Genomic DNA, 15,204 nt, shown 5'->3' on the forward strand with positions numbered 1-15,204 from the left:
TCAGCCCAACTTGCGGATACCGACGGCGTCGCGGATTTCATCCAGGAACGGACGCGCGTGTTTGCGTGCCTTTGCTGCGCCGGCCTGCAAGATGTCTTCGATGCGTGCCGGATTGGCGGTGAGTTCGCGGAAACGTTCGCGCGGCTCGCCGAGTTCGGCGTTGATGCGCTCAAACAAGGCCTGTTTGGCTTCGCCCCAGCCGATGCCGGCGGCGTAGCGTGCGCGCATTTCTGCCTGTTCGGCTTCACCGGCAAAGGCACGGTAGATTTCAAAGATGGTGGATTCGTCGGGGTCTTTCGGCTCGCCCGGCGCCTGCGAGTTGGTGACGATTTTCATGATTTGCTTGCGCAGAGCCTTTTCTTCTTCAAAAAGGGCGATGGTGTTGCCGTAGCTTTTGCTCATCTTGCGCCCGTCGAGACCGGTGAGGAGGGCAACGTCGTCGTCCACCACCGCTTCCGGCAGGACAAACAGCTCGCGGTAGCGGTGGTTGAAGCGCCCGGCGATGTCGCGCGCCATTTCGACGTGCTGAATCTGGTCGCGCCCGACCGGGATATGGGTGGCGTTGAACATCAGGATATCGGCGGCCATCAGCACCGGATAGGAAAACAGCCCCATGGAGACGCCGTGGTTGGGATCGTTGTTGCCCTCGGCGACGTTGGCGTCCACCGCTGCCTTGTAGGCGTGGGCGCGATTCATCAGGCCCTTGGCGCAGACGCAGTTGAATATCCAGGTGAGTTCGGGGATTTCCGGGATATCGGACTGGCGGTAGAAGGTGATGCGTTCCGGATCAAGGCCGCAGGCGAGCCAGGTAGCGGCAACGGCGAGGGTGGAGCGGTGGATTTGCTCCGGGTCGTGGCATTTGATGATGCCGTGGTAATCGGCGAGGAAGAGGAAGGATTCTTCGCCGCTTGCCTGACTTGCGGTGATGGCGGGGCGGACGGCGCCGACATAATTGCCGAGGTGCGGGATGCCGGTGGTGGTGATGCCGGTGAGAACACGGGTGTGGCTCATGCGAAATTCCTTAATGATCTGAAAAACGGGGCGGAATTATATCGCCGGACGGCAAAAATACGCCGCCTTTGTCGCCATTTGGCACGTTTTTCGCTATGATTTTCACGATAAACAAATGTTCATTTTTAGGAACCGCCATGTGGAAAAAATTGAAAAAATGGTTTCGCCGTGCGCCGCAGCCGGTAGTCGCGCAAGTGCCGGTGGCGGGGCTGGCCTACTACCGCGCCGAAGACCTGGCGACGCTAATGCACCGGGGTGACCTGCTTGATTTGCGTCGCGAACCGGATAACGAACACGACGCCCACGCCATCATGATCTTCTGGCACAACAACAAAATCGGCTACGTTCCCGGCGAATACGCGCGTGAACTGAACAACCTGCTCGGCGACTGCGACCGCCTCTGCGGCAAAATCGTCACCATTGATCCGGAAAGCGAAGAGCACCGCTGGGTCAAATTCAACATCTACCCGCAACGCAAGCGGCGTTGGCGCTGATGCAGCAGCTTTTCCCCGCCCGTATCGCCACTGACCGCGCTGCCTGGTTTGAACTCTTGCAACGCGAAGGCATCCGGGACGAGGCCAATCTTGATGCCGTGTACGGCATTTACAGCGACGACGGTGCCTTGATTGCCACCGGCGCCCGCTACCGCAACATCCTGAAATGTATCGCTATTGATCGCGCCCACCAGGGCGGCAGCCTCTTCAACGAACTGATGAGCGGCCTGATGCGCGACGTTTTCGCATGTGGCCACCGTGCCTGCTACGTCTATACCAAAGCCGATGCCAGTGATGCCTTCCGTCATCTCGGCTTCTGCGACATCGCCCATGTGGACGACACCCTCTACTTCCTCGAAAACGCCGTGCGCGGCCTGCCGCATTACCTGCAAGCGCTGCGCGGGCAGTACGTGGCGGGCAGCCGTATCGCCGTCATCGTCATGAACGCCAACCCCTTTACCAACGGTCACCGCTACCTCGTGGAAAAAGCGGCGAAGGAAAACAACGTGGTGCACCTCTTCGTGCTGAGTGAAGACCTGTCGCAATTTCCTGGTGCGGTACGCCTCGCACTGGTCAAGGCGGGTACGGCGGATCTTGCCAACGTTCACGTTCACCCGACCGGCGACTACATCATCTCGGCGGCGACCTTCCCCGCCTACTTTCTGCGCGAAGACGCGAACATCACGGAAATCCAGGCGCGGCTGGATGCCCGCATCTTCAAAGAGCACATCGCCCCCGCGCTTGGCATCACGAAACGCTACGTCGGCAGCGAGCCGCTCAGTCCCGCGACCGCTATCTACAACGCCGCGCTGCAACGCGAATTCGCCGGGCAGCCGGCACTCGTCATCGTTGAGCGGCAGCAGGCGGATGGCGACGTTATCAGCGCCTCGCGTGTACGCCGCCTGCTGGCTGCGGGCGACATGGAGGCTATCCGCCCGCTGGTACCGCCAACCACCTTTCGCTATCTGACAAGCGGCGAGCTGCCGTAACGTTTGCAATAAAAAAACCGCCCTGGGCGGTTTTTTATGACGGGCAGCCGCCAAGCGGCGTAAAACCGGCGTGTTCAGCGCAGTAAATACCCCAGTACCCCGGAAGACACCACTCCCACCAGTACCGTTGGCAGCATGGCAAAGCGGCTGGCGGCGAGAGCGGTCAAGAGAATGGCGATGACTTCCTGCGGTTTGTCGGAGACGAAATACGGCGCAATCACCGCAATCAGCACACAGCCCGGCGCCGCTTCCATCACCGCCGTCGCCCGCTTGCTCAACGTGCGCTTGCGCAGGGCAAAAAAGCCGATGAGACGGGTGGAATACGTCGCCGTCAGCATGGCGAGGAAGAGCAGGAAAGAATTGAACGCAATCATGCCGCCTCCGCTTCCGCGCCCATCAGCCAGGCGGTGGTGAGCCCCGCCACCGCGCCCGCCGGCACATACCACGCGCCGCCGAACACGCGATACACCACGGCGGCGACAATCAGGCTCACCAGCCACGGCAGGGCAGGTCTGACCCCGCGCCACATGCCGCGAATCAGCACCAGAAACACCGCCGGAAAGGCCATGCCGAAGCCCCAGGCGGCGACATCGCCCAGTTTCGGCCCCAGCGCTGCACCGCAGGCGGCAAACGAAATCCAGGTCGTGTAGAGGATGAAGCACACCCCCGCGTAATAAGGCAGGTTGAACGCCGCCGACAGCCCCAGCGCGCGCCGCTTCCGTGCCTCCGCCATGCCCATCGCCCAGCTTTCGTCGCACATAAAAAACAGCGCCGGCAGGATTTTTTTCATCGGCAGATGGCGCAGATACGGTGCCAGCGCCGCTCCCATCAGGATGTGGCGGGAGTTGATCATCAGCGTCATCCCGGCGATCAGCGCGATTGGCAGCGGATGCACCCAGGCATTCACAGCAGCAAATTCCGAACCGCCGGCGAAATTCATGCCGGTCATCAAAAGCATTTCCAACCAGCTCATGCCCTTCTGCCCGCCCTGCATGCCGAGAATCAGGGCAAACGGCAAGAGGCCGATGAGCAGCGGCCCGCTTTCGCGGATGCCACGGATAAATTCCACGCGCGGCGTGAGGGATAGCGGGTTCACAAGCGGCCTCCAGTCAATCAGGAAGCCGCGCATTGTAGGACTCAGCGGAGAATGTGGGCAAACGCGTTCAGCAGCATCTGCACGGAGATACAGATGAGCACCATGCCCATCAGCCGCTCCATCGCTTTCAGGCCGCGGTTGCCGAAAATACGGTACAAAAACGGCGAGGAGAGCAGAATCAGGGCCGAAGCCGCCCAGGCGAGCAGCAGCGCCGGCAGGGTGTGGTGCAACAAATCGTCCTGTCCCGCGCGCAGCATCAGCGTGGCGAGCAGCGACGGTCCGGCAAGCAGCGGCACGGCCAGCGGCACGATCAGTGGCTCGCCGTCCGAGTCGTCATCGCCCATAATCGAGCTACCGCGTAGCGGGAAAATCATGCGGATGGCGATAATCATCAGCACCAGCCCGCCGGCAATCGCCACCGCCTCGCGGGACACGCCGATGGCGCGCAGCATCGCCGGACCTGCAAAGAGGAAAATCAGCATCACTACGAGTGCAATCAGCAGCTCGCGCAGGATGATGCGACTGCGCCGCGCCTCCCTGACCGGCGTCAGGACGATGAGAAATACCGGCACATTCCCCAGCGGATTCATGATGAAGAACAGGGTAATCGCCGTGGCAACAATGGTTTCCATGATGACCTCAAGATTCAGACAAGAAACGGCATCTTACTCCCCCTGGCGCAGCAATCCACAGGCGGCTGCATTGTGGATAACTCTGTGTATAACCTGCGGATAACGGCGAAATTTTCAATGCCGCCCATGACTTGCGCGCGGCGCGACTGTGATGGGTAAAAATAAAAACTCCACTGAAAACATATGGATACGCTAAGCATTCTGTTCTGACAACGTTTTTTCCGGTTGCAAAATTGCCGGGCCGCGTCGCTGCTGGCATTGTGCATAACTTGTGGGTAAAACTGCAGCAGGCGTGCAGGAGAAGCATTCACAAAAAAGCGTGCAGCAACCACAAATAACCACAGGATGAAGCCTCTGCTTCTCCTGCACGCTTCGTGTGCGGCAAAATCCCTGTGGCGCCTGCGGACCGGTAACGACAACGCTTGGCAAGCGACGGTTTTTTGTTGTGCACGAGTTCTTTTAATCATAAAACCCAGCATTAAAACCTGTAATAACAGGCTTTTGCTGGATGTGTTCAACCAGTTGGCAAAATCATTAACCAAATTCCACAAAAAATCATCCGAATAATCATGCGTTTATCACGGTAATCCTCAACAATCCTTTAATCGCCACGCTTCTTGCTGCTACATTAGCCCCAGCGTTGTCACGCACGGCGCGGCAGCGTTTTCCTGACTCTCACAATAGAAGGCAACATCATGAAATCTCTACGCAAAATGACCACGCTGGCGGCGGCAACCCTCCTCGCCTGCGCTTCCAGCTCTGCCTGGGCGGACGGTATCGGTGCGTCCCTGCTCACCCAGCAGCACCCGTTTTATATTGAGCTCGCCGATGCGATGAAGGCGGAAGCGAAGGCGCAGAACGTGCCGCTGGAAGTCGCCATTGCCAACCAGGATCTCAGCAAGCAGCTCGCCGATATTGAAGACATGATTGTCAAGGGCGTGGACGTGCTGGTCGTCTCGCCGGTGGACAGCAAGGGTGTACTGCCCGCCATTCAGAAGGCGCAGAAGGCAGGTATCAAGGTCATCACCGTTGACGTGCCCGCCGAAGGGGTAGAAGTGCTGTCCTACGTCGGCACCGACAACTACAAGGGCGGCGAAAAAGCGGGCGAATTGATGGCACAGGTGCTGAACAACAAGGGCGAAGTTGCCATCATCAATTACCCGACGGTGCAATCGGTGGTCTCGCGTATTGACGGCTTCAAGAAAGCGCTGGAAGGCCATCCCGAGGTGAAAATCGTCGCCGAACAGACCGGCATCACCCGTGCTGAAGCGCTGGCTGCCGTGCAGAACATGTTGCAGGCGAACCCCGATATTGATGGTATCTTCGGCTTTGGTGACGACGCCGCGCTGGCTGCTGCGGTCGCGGTGAAATCCGCCGGATTGCAGGACAAAGTCAAAGTCATCGGTTTTGACGGCATGCAAGAAGCGCGCGACGCGGTTGATAACGACCCGGTCATGGTCGGTGTCATCCGCCAATATCCCGACCAGATGGGCAAGAAAGCGGTAGAAACGGCTGTCGCCGTCATGAAGGGCGAAACCGTTCCGGCGCAGCAGCCGATCGAACCGGGCGTGTACACCGGCAAAGCGCAGTAATGCCATGACAGCGGCAGCGCCTGCCCTTTTGAATTTGCGCGACATCAGCAAAAGCTTCACAGGCGTTGCCGCGCTCAGGGGCATCAACCTCACCATCCACGCCGGGCAGGTGCACACCCTGCTCGGCGAGAATGGTGCGGGCAAATCCACCCTCATCAAAATCTTAGCCGGTGTGCATCAGGCCGACAGCGGCACGATGCTGCTGGACGGCACGCCATACCGCCCCGCCAATCCACGGCAAGCGGCAGCGCGCGGTATCGCCGTAGTCTTTCAGGAACTCAGCCTGTGCAACAACCTGACCGTGGCGGAAAACATCCTCGCCACCCGCGAACCGGCGCGTTACGGCATCATCAACCGCAAAGCGCTGTACCGCCGCGCCCGTGAACTGGTGCAAGACCTCAACCTGCCGATAGACGTGGAAGCGCGCGTTGCCGACCTCTCCATCGCGCAGCGGCAGCTGGTAGAAATCGCCAAAGGCCTCAGTCACGACGCCCGCGTCATCATCCTCGACGAACCGACCTCCTCACTTTCCGACGCCGAAGCGGAAATCCTCTTTGCCATCATTGCCCGCCTCAAAGCGGCGGGGAAAGCTGTCATCTACATCTCGCACCGCATGGAAGAAATCATGCGCCTCTCCGATGCCATCACCGTGATGCGCGACGGCGAATACATCGCCACCCTGCCGCGCGAAAAAACCACGGTGGACGAACTCATCCGCCTCATGGTCGGACGGCGGATGGAACAAATGTACCCGCCGCGTCTGCCGCAGACACCTGCCACAGACGGCGTCCCGCCCGCGCTGGAAGTGCAGCATTTCAGCCATGCCCACGCCTTCCGCGACATCAACTTCGCTGTGCATCCCGGCGAAATCCTCGGTTTCTTCGGCCTCGTCGGCGCAGGCCGTTCCGAAGTGATGAACGCCATCTTCGGCATGTTGTCCGCGAGCGGCACCATCCGCCTCGATGACGAAACCGTGCACATCAAAAATCCGGTAGAAGCCATCCACTACGGCATCGGCTTCGTCACCGAAAACCGCAAAGAACAGGGGCTTGTCCTCAGCCACCCCGTCCGCAGCAACATCAGCATGGCGGCGCTGAAACGCTTTGCCGCCCGCCTCGGCTTCCTGCGCTTTGCCGCCGAAAAACAGGCTGCACAAGGCGAAGTCGCCCGGCTTGCCATCCGCACCGCCTCGCTCGAAGCGGCAGCGGCAACCCTCTCCGGCGGCAACCAGCAAAAAATCGTTCTCGCCAAATGGCTTGGCACCTACCCGCACGTCCTCATCCTCGACGAACCGACGCGCGGCGTGGACGTCGGCGCGAAATACGAAATCTACCGCATCATCCGCCAGCTTGCTGCCGAAGGCACCGCCATCCTGCTCATCTCTTCCGAACTGCCCGAACTCACCGGCCTTGCCGACCGCATCATCGTCATGCACGAAGGCACACAAAGCGCCACCCTCGCCCAGGCCGACTTCAACCCGCAAACCATCATGGCCGCCGCCACAGGACAACTCCATGTCAGCCCCAGCCCTTAACCCCACCTTGCACCGCCTGATGCGCCAATACGGCGGCATCATCATCGCCCTCATCGTCCTCTGCACCGTCTTCGCCCTCAGCAACAGCCGCTTCCTGACGCTGGCGAACTTCATGAACATCTTCCAGCAAGTTGCCGTCGTCGCCATCGCCGCCTTCGGCATGACCTGGGTCATCCTCCTCGGCGAAATCGACCTCTCCGTTGGCTCCATCATCGCCGTCGCCGGCATGGTCGGCGCCCAAGCCCTTGCCCTCGGCACCGGCTTCCCGCTCGCCCTGCTCCTCACCATCGCCGCCGGTGCCCTGCTTGGCGCGGTGAACGGCATCCTCACCGCCCGCCTCCTCCTGCCCTCCTTCATCGTCACACTCGCCACCATGAGCATCTATCGCGGCCTCGTCAGCCTGCCCACCGGCGGCGCTCCGGCGATGATTAGCGACAGCAACTGGCAGGCCATCGGCGCCAGCAGCTTCCTTGGTCTGCCGCTCATCATCTGGATACTGCTCATCCTCTTCCTCGCCAACCACATCGCCCTCTCCATGACCGTCTTCGGGCGGCAGACCTACCTCACCGGCGGCAACCGCGAAGCCGCGCTCTACTCCGGTATCCGCGTCGGGCGCGTGAAAATCATCGTTTTTACCCTATCCGGCATCATGTCCGCTATCGCCGGCATCCTCCTCTCCTCGCGCCTCTACTCCGCGCAGACCAACGCCGGCGTGAGCTACGAGCTCGACGCCATTGCCGCCGCCGTTCTCGGTGGCACCAGCCTTTCCGGCGGCGTCGGCACCATCCCCGGCACCCTCATCGGCGCGCTCATCATCGGCGTCCTCAACAACGGCATGAACATGCTCTCCATACACTACTTCATCCAGCTTGTCGTCAAAGGCGTGGTCATCCTCGTCGCCGTCTGGCTGGATGTGCGCGCCAAACAACGCAAGGACTAACCCATGCCCACAAAAATCCTCACCATCGGCGAAATCCTCGTCGAAATCGTCGCGACAACCAAAGGCGACGGCTTCCTCGAAGCCCAACCCCTCACCGGCCCCTACCCCTCCGGCGCGCCCGCCATCTTCATCGACCAGGTCGGCAAACTTGGCGCCGCCTGCGCCATCATCTCGCGCGTCGGCGATGACGACTTCGGCACCCTCAACCTGCGCCGCCTCGTTGCGGACGGCGTTGACACCAACGGCATCGCCATCGCGCCCGGCGAAAGCACCGGCAGCGCCTTCGTCCGCTACCGCGAAGACGGCAGCCGCCGCTTCGTCTTCAACATCGCGCACAGCGCCTGTGGCCGCCTCGAAAAAACCCGGGCCGCCGCCGACCTCATCCACGAATGCAGCCACCTGCACCTCATGGGCAGCGCCCTGGCCGCCCCCGGCATGCGCGCCCTCGCCCTTGATGCCCTGCACACCATCAAAGCGCGCGGCGGCAGCATATCGTTTGACCCCAACCTGCGCCGCGAACTGCTTGACACCCCCGGCCTGCATGAAGCCCTGCAACAAACCCTGGCGCACACCGACATCTTCCTGCCCTCCGGCGACGAGCTCTACCTTTTCACCCGCGCACAAAACGAAGAAGAAGCGATAGCCGAATTGCTGGCGCGCGGCATCGCGGAAATCATCCTCAAACGCGGTGCAGCGGGCGCGAGCCATTACAGCCAGGCAGGCCGCGTGGACATCGCCGCACATAACGTGACAGAGACCGACCCGACCGGTGCCGGCGACAGCTTTGGCGGCGCCTACATCGCCCTCCGCAAAAACGGCGCGGGCATCGCGACCGCCCTGCGCTACGCCAACGCCGCCGGCGCCCGCGCCGTGACCTGCGTCGGGCCGATGGAAGGCACCTCGACCAAAGCCGAACTGGATGCCCTGCTGGCGGCTAACAGTAAGAAGCATGTCTCCGCCTGATGCGTGTTGATGACGACGACGTTTGGGCATAAAAAATCCCCGCCTGAGCGGGGATTTTTGCGCATGCAGCCTCAGGGCTTGAGGGCGGCGCTGGCGATGCGGTTGAAGTCGTCCATCGGGCAGTAGCCGTTGGCGTCGGTCGGGCAGTCGGTCAGTTTCAGGGTGACGCGCTGTGGCGGGTTTTTCTCGTCCAGTACGCTGTCGTCGCGCAGTTGTTGCGTGCTTTGGTAGAGGTACTCGATTTTCATCAGTGCTTTGCCGTCTTTGTCGCGCCATTGTTCAAACAGCACTTTGCCGCTGATCGGTGTTTTTTCGTACTGGTCGGGCAGTTGGTAGGGAGCGGCATTCAGCAGTGCCAGCAGCGAGGCGACGTTGGAGTCGTGGCCAACCAGCAGCACGGTGCGCGCTTTTTGCGCATCCTTGATGAGCGGGTGGTCGTAGCCGTGGTCGGCAAAGCTGTTCTGGATGAAGGCAAGCAGCGGTGAAGCGGCTTCTTTGGCGAGCACCGGTGAGGTGAAGAGGACATCGGTGTAGATGTTTTTGAGATCCACGATGGCCTGCCATTCTTCGGCCGTCTTGATTTTGCCCCAGGCGACATCCGTTTCCGGGTAGCCTTCGTAGTATTGCAGGATGAAGCTGTCGGCGGCGCCGGTACCGTTACGCAGCGGGCCTTTGGTGCCGGGTTCTTTATTTTGCGCGAAACTCAGGCTGTTTTTGATTTTGTCGAGGTCGCACTGTTTTTCTTTTTCGCAGGTGGCGGAATGGTCGTAATCCAGCACGTTTTCGAGGATTTGGTAGTTTTTCGCAAGGCGTTGGTTAATGTCTGCGAAACCGCCCGCACCGAGCATCTCGTCGATGGATTTTTCAGCCTTGGCGGTGAAAGCGTCGTCAACAGGGCTGCGCACGATGGGGTTGAAGGTGTTGTCCATTTTGCCCACTTCTTCAAGATTGTGGACGGGCAGGTCGCAGCCGGGGAAGGCTCCCTTGACGAAGCTTTTGCCGGTATCAATAGTGCGCGGCAGGCTGTTGGTGTAGATAAGCAGGTCATCTTTGGTCGGGCAGCTGTCTTTGCTGGTCAGGCCGGTGTCATCAAGCCAGGTGCGGACGTAGTGGGCGATGCGGGTTTCGAGTTCGCTGCCGCGCGTGGTGAGGTGGCCACCTTCAGCTTTCCAGGTCGGCCAGGTGTGCGGGGTGGCGTCTGCCAGCGCGCTGCCATAGCCGATGAGCGGGGCGCGGATGCCGTGACGGCTGAGGATGACGGCTTTTTCGAGTTTGTAGCCGTCTGGCACAGCCGTGGTATCCGCCTGGGCGCTCGTGGCGATGGTCGCGGCAGCGAGGGCGGTGATGAGAAGGGTCTTTTGCATGGTGAGCTCCAGTTTTTGGATTGGCAACGATAAAGGGCGGTAAGGGATGTGGGGTCATCCTTTACCGCCCTTTGGTTTTATACCAGTCCCGGAAAAGAATCTGCGTGTGTTAGCGCGCCTTTGACACTTTCTGTCTGCGGCGCGCAGCCTTATCAGCTTAATTCCCGGGATGGGTATTGGTTGGTGGTGTTCGGTTTTTACATGGTAGCCGTCGGTAGTCCGCTGGCGAGTGATTTGCCGAGCCCCGCTTCGATGATTTCGCGGATGCGCGGCGCTTCTTTGCCTCTGAGCTGAACGCCGACGCCGGGCATGCGGCGTGAGGCTTTTTTCGGCGGGTTGAGCCAGACGATGCGGCCAGAGGCGGCGAATTTGCCGAGGTCGCCCGGCAGTTTGAGGAAGATGAAGACTTCCTGCTCAAGGCTGTAGGTTTCTTCGGTGGGAACAAAGATGCCGCAGCCATCCACGTAGGGCATGTAGTATTGATAGAGGTCTTTGAGGTCGTCAATGTTGACTTTGATGACACCCTGTTTGAGTTTGGATTGGCCTTGGGTGGCCGGAGCGGGTTCACTCATAGTGTGTGGTTCCTTTTGTCGTAGGTTTCCAGCAGCAGGGCTTTGATGTTCAGGGTTTGCCCGATTTGTTGCCGGTCCGGACGGCGCAGTTCGCTGAGGCGTGCGTTGAGGGTGTGCAGGCGGTTCAGGTCGAGTCCTTGCAGGGCTGCGTCGTGTTCGCGCAGGCGATTGTGCCAAGTTTGCCCATGGGTGTCCAGTTGGCGGTAGGCGATGAGGGCGTGCAGCTGGTTTTGCAGGTAGTCGTTGCTCTGGTTGTCTTTCAGACGGTCAAGACGGTGCAGGTAAGCGGTCGCTGTCTGCGGGTTGGCAAGGTAAGCGATGAGTTCGCCGATGTCGGCCATGGGGTCAGGCGCGTCAGGGTGGGCGGCAGCGCGGTGTGGGTTGTCGTGGTGCAGGTTGAGGGCGGCGTCGGCTTGTTCGGGGGTGAAGTGGTGCGCGGTAATCAGCCAGTCGTGTGCCTGTTGGTAGCTGGGTTTGGGCAGGGTGACAATGTGGCTGCGGCTGAGGATGGTAGCTTTCACGGCGCGGCGGTTGGTGGCGCTGAGGATGAAGCGGCTGTGCGTCGGCGGTTCTTCCAGGGTTTTGAGCAGGGCGTTCAGCGCGTAAGGGTTGTAGTTGTCGATGGCGCCAAGGTAGATGAGGCGCTGGCGACCGATAGCGGGGGTGGTTTGTACGGTGTCGCCGATGGTGCGGATGTCTTCAATTTTGCAAGGCTCGTAGTAGCTCGCCGTGTCAGGATGGGTGCCTTGCGCGAGCAGGTGACAACTTTTGCAGTGACCACAGGGGCGGGCGGCAGGATCAAGGCAGAGGGTGCGCCGGATGATGGCGTCTGCCATGTCGTCAGCGTTACCGCGCTGCGGGTCAAGCAGGAGCAGGGTGGAGGGCAGGTTGTCGGCCAGGCGGTCCAGGCCGCGATAGTGCAGGTCAGTCCAAGGCAGGGGCATGTGTTGATTGGGGTTTGAGTTAAGTGGTTCATCTGAGGTTTCGTCCTGCGGACGAATGCTCCTATCCCATCCCTTCCCCACGGGGAGGGGTTTATTGCGCTATGCGCGGTTATCTCGCTTGATGCCTTCCGCTTCAGGGGAGCAGGGCTTCAAGATGCGGGCGGATACGGGCGAAGACGGTATCCGGATCGCCTTCAGCATCTATCCAGCGGGCGTGTGGCGCGGTGGCGCGGGCGCGGTAACCGGCGGCGACGCGGGCATGAAAGTCGCTGTTTTCGTTTTCGAAGCGGTCGGCGCTTTGCCCACGTCCGCTCAGGCGGTCACGCGCGGTGGAACTACTGCTGCCAAGGATGAGGCTGAGATCGGGGACGCGGTCGGTGCCGCTTGCCTGTTCAAGAGTAGCAATGGTAGCGGCGGGGATACCACGTCCGTAGTGCTGGTAGGCATAGGTGGCGTCGCGGTAGCGGTCGCTGATGTACCACGCGCCACGCGCGAGGCAGGGCAGGATGGTTTGTTCGAGGTGGGCACGGCGGGCGGCGAGGATGAGCAGCAGTTCGCTGATGGGGTCGGCGTGGGTGGCGGGGTCAAGCAGGATGGCGCGCAGTTGTTCACCAAAGGGGGTACCGCCCGGCTCGCGGCCAAAGCAGGCTTCGATATGGTTGGCGCTGCACCACGCACGGATGTGGGCGAGTTGGGTGGTTTTGCCGACGCCTTCGCCGCCATCCAGCGTGATGAAGCGACCGTTCATGGTTTGTTTTGTTGTTTTTTCAGGTAGTCAGCGACGGCTTGTTGGTGTTCTTCATAGGTGGCGCTGAAGGTGTGGCCACCTGTGCCGTCGGCGACGAAGTAAAGGCTGTCGCCGTCTGCCGGATGCAGTGCCGCTTCGATGCTGGCTTTGCCGGGCAGGGCGATGGGGGTCGGTGGCAGACCTTTGTTGATGTAGGTGTTGTAGGGGGTGTCGGTTTGCAGGTGTTTGCGGGTGAGGTCGCCGTGGTAGTCTGCCGCGCCGTAGATAACGGTCGGGTCGGTTTGCAGCAGCATGTTTTTTTGCAGGCGGCGGGTGAAGACGCCTGATATTTGCGGACGTTCGGCAGCGACGCCGGTTTCTTTTTCAATGATGGAAGCAAGGATAAGTGCTTCGTAGGGGGTCGCAAGCGGCAGGCCCTCGGCGCGGCTTGCCCAGGCTTTTTCGAGGGTACGCTGCATTTCGTCGTACATGCGCTTCAGCATGTCGAGGTCGGTCGTGCCCCGGTTGAACTGGTAGGTCTCAGGCAGGAACCATCCTTCGGGGTTGCCTTGCAGGCCAAGCAGGGTGGCAACTTCCGCATCGGTCTTGCTGTTCAGGGTGTGTTCAAGGCCGGCGGTCTGTCTGAGGGTCTCGCGCAGGTCTTTGAAGGTTTTGCCTTCGATGACGGTGACACTATACACGACGACTTTGCCGTTGGTGATGTCGTTGATAAGCGATGGCAGGGTGGCGTTCTCGTCAATGCGGTAGTCGCCTGCTTTGATATTGGCAGCTTGCGGGTTGAGGCGGGCGTAGAGCGGCAGTACCCAGTCGCTGCCACTGATGATACCCCGGCGAATGAGTTCGCGGTTGAGCGTGGCTAGGGTATCACCGCGCTTGACGGTGACGATGCCGTCGCCTTCGGCAACGAGCGGGGCATTCAGGGTTTTTTGGTATTGCAGGTAGAAGATGCCTGCCCCCCAGCCGACAAGCAGGATGATGGTGAGGAAGAGGTTGAGCAGCAGGCGCTTCATGCCGCATACCGCCGGAAGAGAATGCTGGCGTTGGTGCCGCCGAAGCCGAAGGAATTGGACAGGGCAATGTCAATGAGCATCGGGCGGGCTTGGTGCGGGACGTAATCCAGATCGCAGCCTTCGCCGGGATTATCGAGGTTGATGGTCGGCGGGGCGGTTTGATCGCGCAGGGCGAGCAGGGTGAAGATGGCTTCGAGACCGCCCGCTGCGCCGAGGGTGTGACCGGTCATGGATTTGGTACTGCTCACTGCCAGTTTGTAGGCGTAGTCGCCAAAGGCTTTTTTAATCGCGCGGGTCTCGGCAATATCGCCGGCCGGGGTCGAGGTGCCGTGGGCGTTGATGTAATGCACGTCTTCGGGGGCGATGCCCGCATCTGCCAGGGCCAGGGCCATGCAGCGTGCTGCACCTGAGCCGTCTTCGCATGGGGCGGTCATGTGGTGGGCGTCCGAGCTCATGCCCATGCCGATGATTTCGCCGTAGATAGTGGCACCGCGTGCAAGAGCATGTGGCAGGGATTCGAGGATGATGACGCCGGCACCGTCACCGAGGACGAAGCCGTCACGGTCTTTGTCCCACGGGCGTGAGGCCTGTTCGGGAGCGTCGTTGCGGGTTGAGAGGGCTTTGGCAGCGGCAAAGCCGGCGATACCCATGTCGTTACCGGCACTTTCTGCGCCTCCTGCAATCATCACATCGGCATCTCCCATCTGGATCATGCGGTAGGCCTGGGCGATGGAATGGGTGGCGCTGGCGCAGGCAGTAACGGTAGCAAGGGTCGCGCCGGTGATGCCGTAATGGATAGAGATGTTGCCCGCAATCATGTTGATGATGTTACGCGGGACGTAGAAAGGCGAGACACGTCGGGCGCCGCGCTCCAGGAATTCGCGGTAACCGTCCAAGGTGCCAGGCAGGCCACCGATGCCGGAGCCAATGATGATACCGGTGCGCTCGCGCAGGGTGGAGTTGTTACTGAAATCAAGGCCGCTGTCTGTGATGGCGTCTACCGCTGCGGCGTAGCCGTAGTGGATAAAACTGTCCATTTTGCGGGCTTCTTTGGCGTCCAGGTAGCGGGTGAGGTCAAATCCCTGCACGGAACCGCGAAAACGCACGGGCAATGCCGACGGGTCATAATCGGTGATAGGGGTGATGCCGCTTTTGCCTGCGAGGATGTTGTCCCATGCGCTGGCGATGCTGCTGCCGACGGGGCTAATGATGCCCATGCCGGTCACGACGACACGAGGTATGGCTCTGTGGGTAGTTTGTTGCGTCATGTGTTTCTGCCGTTAAGGGATATAAAAAAAGCCACAGCAGTGGGTAC

At 60.6% G+C, this 15,204-nt stretch carries 17 protein-coding genes; 6 read left to right on the forward strand and 11 right to left on the reverse strand.

All coding sequences use genetic code 11. The features are described 5' to 3' along the window. Window positions 1-1,011, reverse strand: coding sequence for a tryptophan--tRNA ligase (gene trpS, locus DY250_RS00580; RefSeq protein ID WP_115610461.1), 1,011 nt, complete (start codon window positions 1,009-1,011; stop codon window positions 1-3). A gap of 137 nt (window positions 1,012-1,148) precedes the next feature. Between trpS and DY250_RS00585 the strand changes: the two genes are divergently transcribed. Further along, the gene (locus DY250_RS00585; RefSeq protein WP_040389073.1) at window positions 1,149-1,505 is read left to right on the forward strand and encodes an HIRAN domain-containing protein; all 357 of its coding nucleotides are present in this window, start codon (window positions 1,149-1,151) and stop codon (window positions 1,503-1,505) included. Next, the gene (gene citC, locus DY250_RS00590; RefSeq protein WP_115612729.1) at window positions 1,505-2,494 is read left to right on the forward strand and encodes a [citrate (pro-3S)-lyase] ligase; all 990 of its coding nucleotides are present in this window, start codon (window positions 1,505-1,507) and stop codon (window positions 2,492-2,494) included. Before DY250_RS00585 ends, citC begins: the two co-directional genes overlap by 1 nt. Window positions 2,495-2,568: 74 nt before the next feature. Here citC and DY250_RS00595 read toward each other — a convergent pair whose 3' ends face one another. The 4 genes from DY250_RS00595 to DY250_RS13560 are packed head-to-tail and all read right to left on the reverse strand — an operon-like array spanning window position 2,569 to window position 4,773. After that, a complete protein-coding gene (locus DY250_RS00595; RefSeq protein ID WP_115610462.1) occupies window positions 2,569-2,868 on the reverse strand; it encodes an AzlD family protein in 300 nt (99 codons plus the stop codon). Continuing rightward, window positions 2,865-3,623: an AzlC family ABC transporter permease gene (locus DY250_RS00600; RefSeq protein WP_218565515.1), complete on the reverse strand. Its 759-nt coding sequence runs from the start codon at window positions 3,621-3,623 to the stop codon at window positions 2,865-2,867. Before DY250_RS00600 ends, DY250_RS00595 begins: the two co-directional genes overlap by 4 nt. Window positions 3,624-3,631: 8 nt before the next feature. Next, window positions 3,632-4,222, reverse strand: a complete 591-nt coding sequence (locus tag DY250_RS00605) for a MarC family protein (RefSeq protein WP_006985242.1) — start codon at window positions 4,220-4,222, stop codon at window positions 3,632-3,634. Window positions 4,223-4,236: 14 nt separating this feature from the next. Beyond that, window positions 4,237-4,773 (reverse strand): hypothetical protein, encoded by a 537-nt coding sequence (locus DY250_RS13560; RefSeq protein ID WP_147293424.1) that lies wholly within the window; start codon window positions 4,771-4,773, stop codon window positions 4,237-4,239. A gap of 144 nt (window positions 4,774-4,917) precedes the next feature. Here DY250_RS13560 and DY250_RS00610 point away from each other — a divergent pair, with 144 nt between their 5' ends. The 4 genes from DY250_RS00610 to DY250_RS00625 are packed head-to-tail and all read left to right on the forward strand — an operon-like array spanning window position 4,918 to window position 9,251. Next, the gene (locus DY250_RS00610; RefSeq protein ID WP_115610463.1) at window positions 4,918-5,814 is read left to right on the forward strand and encodes a substrate-binding domain-containing protein; all 897 of its coding nucleotides are present in this window, start codon (window positions 4,918-4,920) and stop codon (window positions 5,812-5,814) included. Between the two features lie 4 nt (window positions 5,815-5,818). After that, window positions 5,819-7,348 carry a sugar ABC transporter ATP-binding protein gene (locus tag DY250_RS00615; protein ID WP_115610464.1) on the forward strand — a complete coding sequence of 510 codons (1,530 nt, stop codon included), beginning with the start codon at window positions 5,819-5,821 and terminating at the stop codon, window positions 7,346-7,348. Next, a complete protein-coding gene (locus tag DY250_RS00620; RefSeq protein ID WP_115610465.1) occupies window positions 7,329-8,288 on the forward strand; it encodes an ABC transporter permease in 960 nt (319 codons plus the stop codon). The genes DY250_RS00615 and DY250_RS00620 overlap by 20 nt, the downstream gene beginning before the upstream one ends. A gap of 3 nt (window positions 8,289-8,291) precedes the next feature. Continuing rightward, on the forward strand, window positions 8,292-9,251 hold the full coding sequence (locus DY250_RS00625; protein ID WP_115610466.1) for a tagatose kinase: 960 nt from the start codon (window positions 8,292-8,294) through the stop codon (window positions 9,249-9,251). Window positions 9,252-9,322: 71 nt separating this feature from the next. Here the strand turns inward: DY250_RS00625 and agp are convergent, their stop codons facing one another. The 6 genes from agp to fabF all read right to left on the reverse strand — a co-directional run bounded on the left by agp (window position 9,323) and on the right by fabF (window position 15,157). Continuing rightward, window positions 9,323-10,615, reverse strand: coding sequence for a bifunctional glucose-1-phosphatase/inositol phosphatase (gene agp / locus DY250_RS00630; RefSeq protein WP_115610467.1), 1,293 nt, complete (start codon window positions 10,613-10,615; stop codon window positions 9,323-9,325). Window positions 10,616-10,812: 197 nt separating this feature from the next. Further along, window positions 10,813-11,187 (reverse strand): PilZ domain-containing protein, encoded by a 375-nt coding sequence (locus tag DY250_RS00635; RefSeq protein ID WP_115610468.1) that lies wholly within the window; start codon window positions 11,185-11,187, stop codon window positions 10,813-10,815. Next, a complete protein-coding gene (locus DY250_RS00640; protein WP_115610469.1) occupies window positions 11,184-12,131 on the reverse strand; it encodes a DNA polymerase III subunit delta' in 948 nt (315 codons plus the stop codon). Before DY250_RS00640 ends, DY250_RS00635 begins: the two co-directional genes overlap by 4 nt. 133 nt (window positions 12,132-12,264) lie before the next feature. Continuing rightward, the gene (gene tmk, locus DY250_RS00645; protein WP_115610470.1) at window positions 12,265-12,879 is read right to left on the reverse strand and encodes a dTMP kinase; all 615 of its coding nucleotides are present in this window, start codon (window positions 12,877-12,879) and stop codon (window positions 12,265-12,267) included. Beyond that, a complete protein-coding gene (gene mltG, locus DY250_RS00650) occupies window positions 12,876-13,889 on the reverse strand; it encodes an endolytic transglycosylase MltG (protein ID WP_115610471.1) in 1,014 nt (337 codons plus the stop codon). The genes tmk and mltG overlap by 4 nt, the downstream gene beginning before the upstream one ends. After that, the gene (fabF, locus tag DY250_RS00655; protein WP_115610472.1) at window positions 13,886-15,157 is read right to left on the reverse strand and encodes a beta-ketoacyl-ACP synthase II; all 1,272 of its coding nucleotides are present in this window, start codon (window positions 15,155-15,157) and stop codon (window positions 13,886-13,888) included. Before fabF ends, mltG begins: the two co-directional genes overlap by 4 nt. Window positions 15,158-15,204 lie beyond the last annotated feature (47 nt).

The sequence above is a fragment of the Cardiobacterium valvarum genome (assembly GCF_900460955.1).
GTDB classification, from domain to species: domain Bacteria; phylum Pseudomonadota; class Gammaproteobacteria; order Cardiobacteriales; family Cardiobacteriaceae; genus Cardiobacterium; species Cardiobacterium valvarum.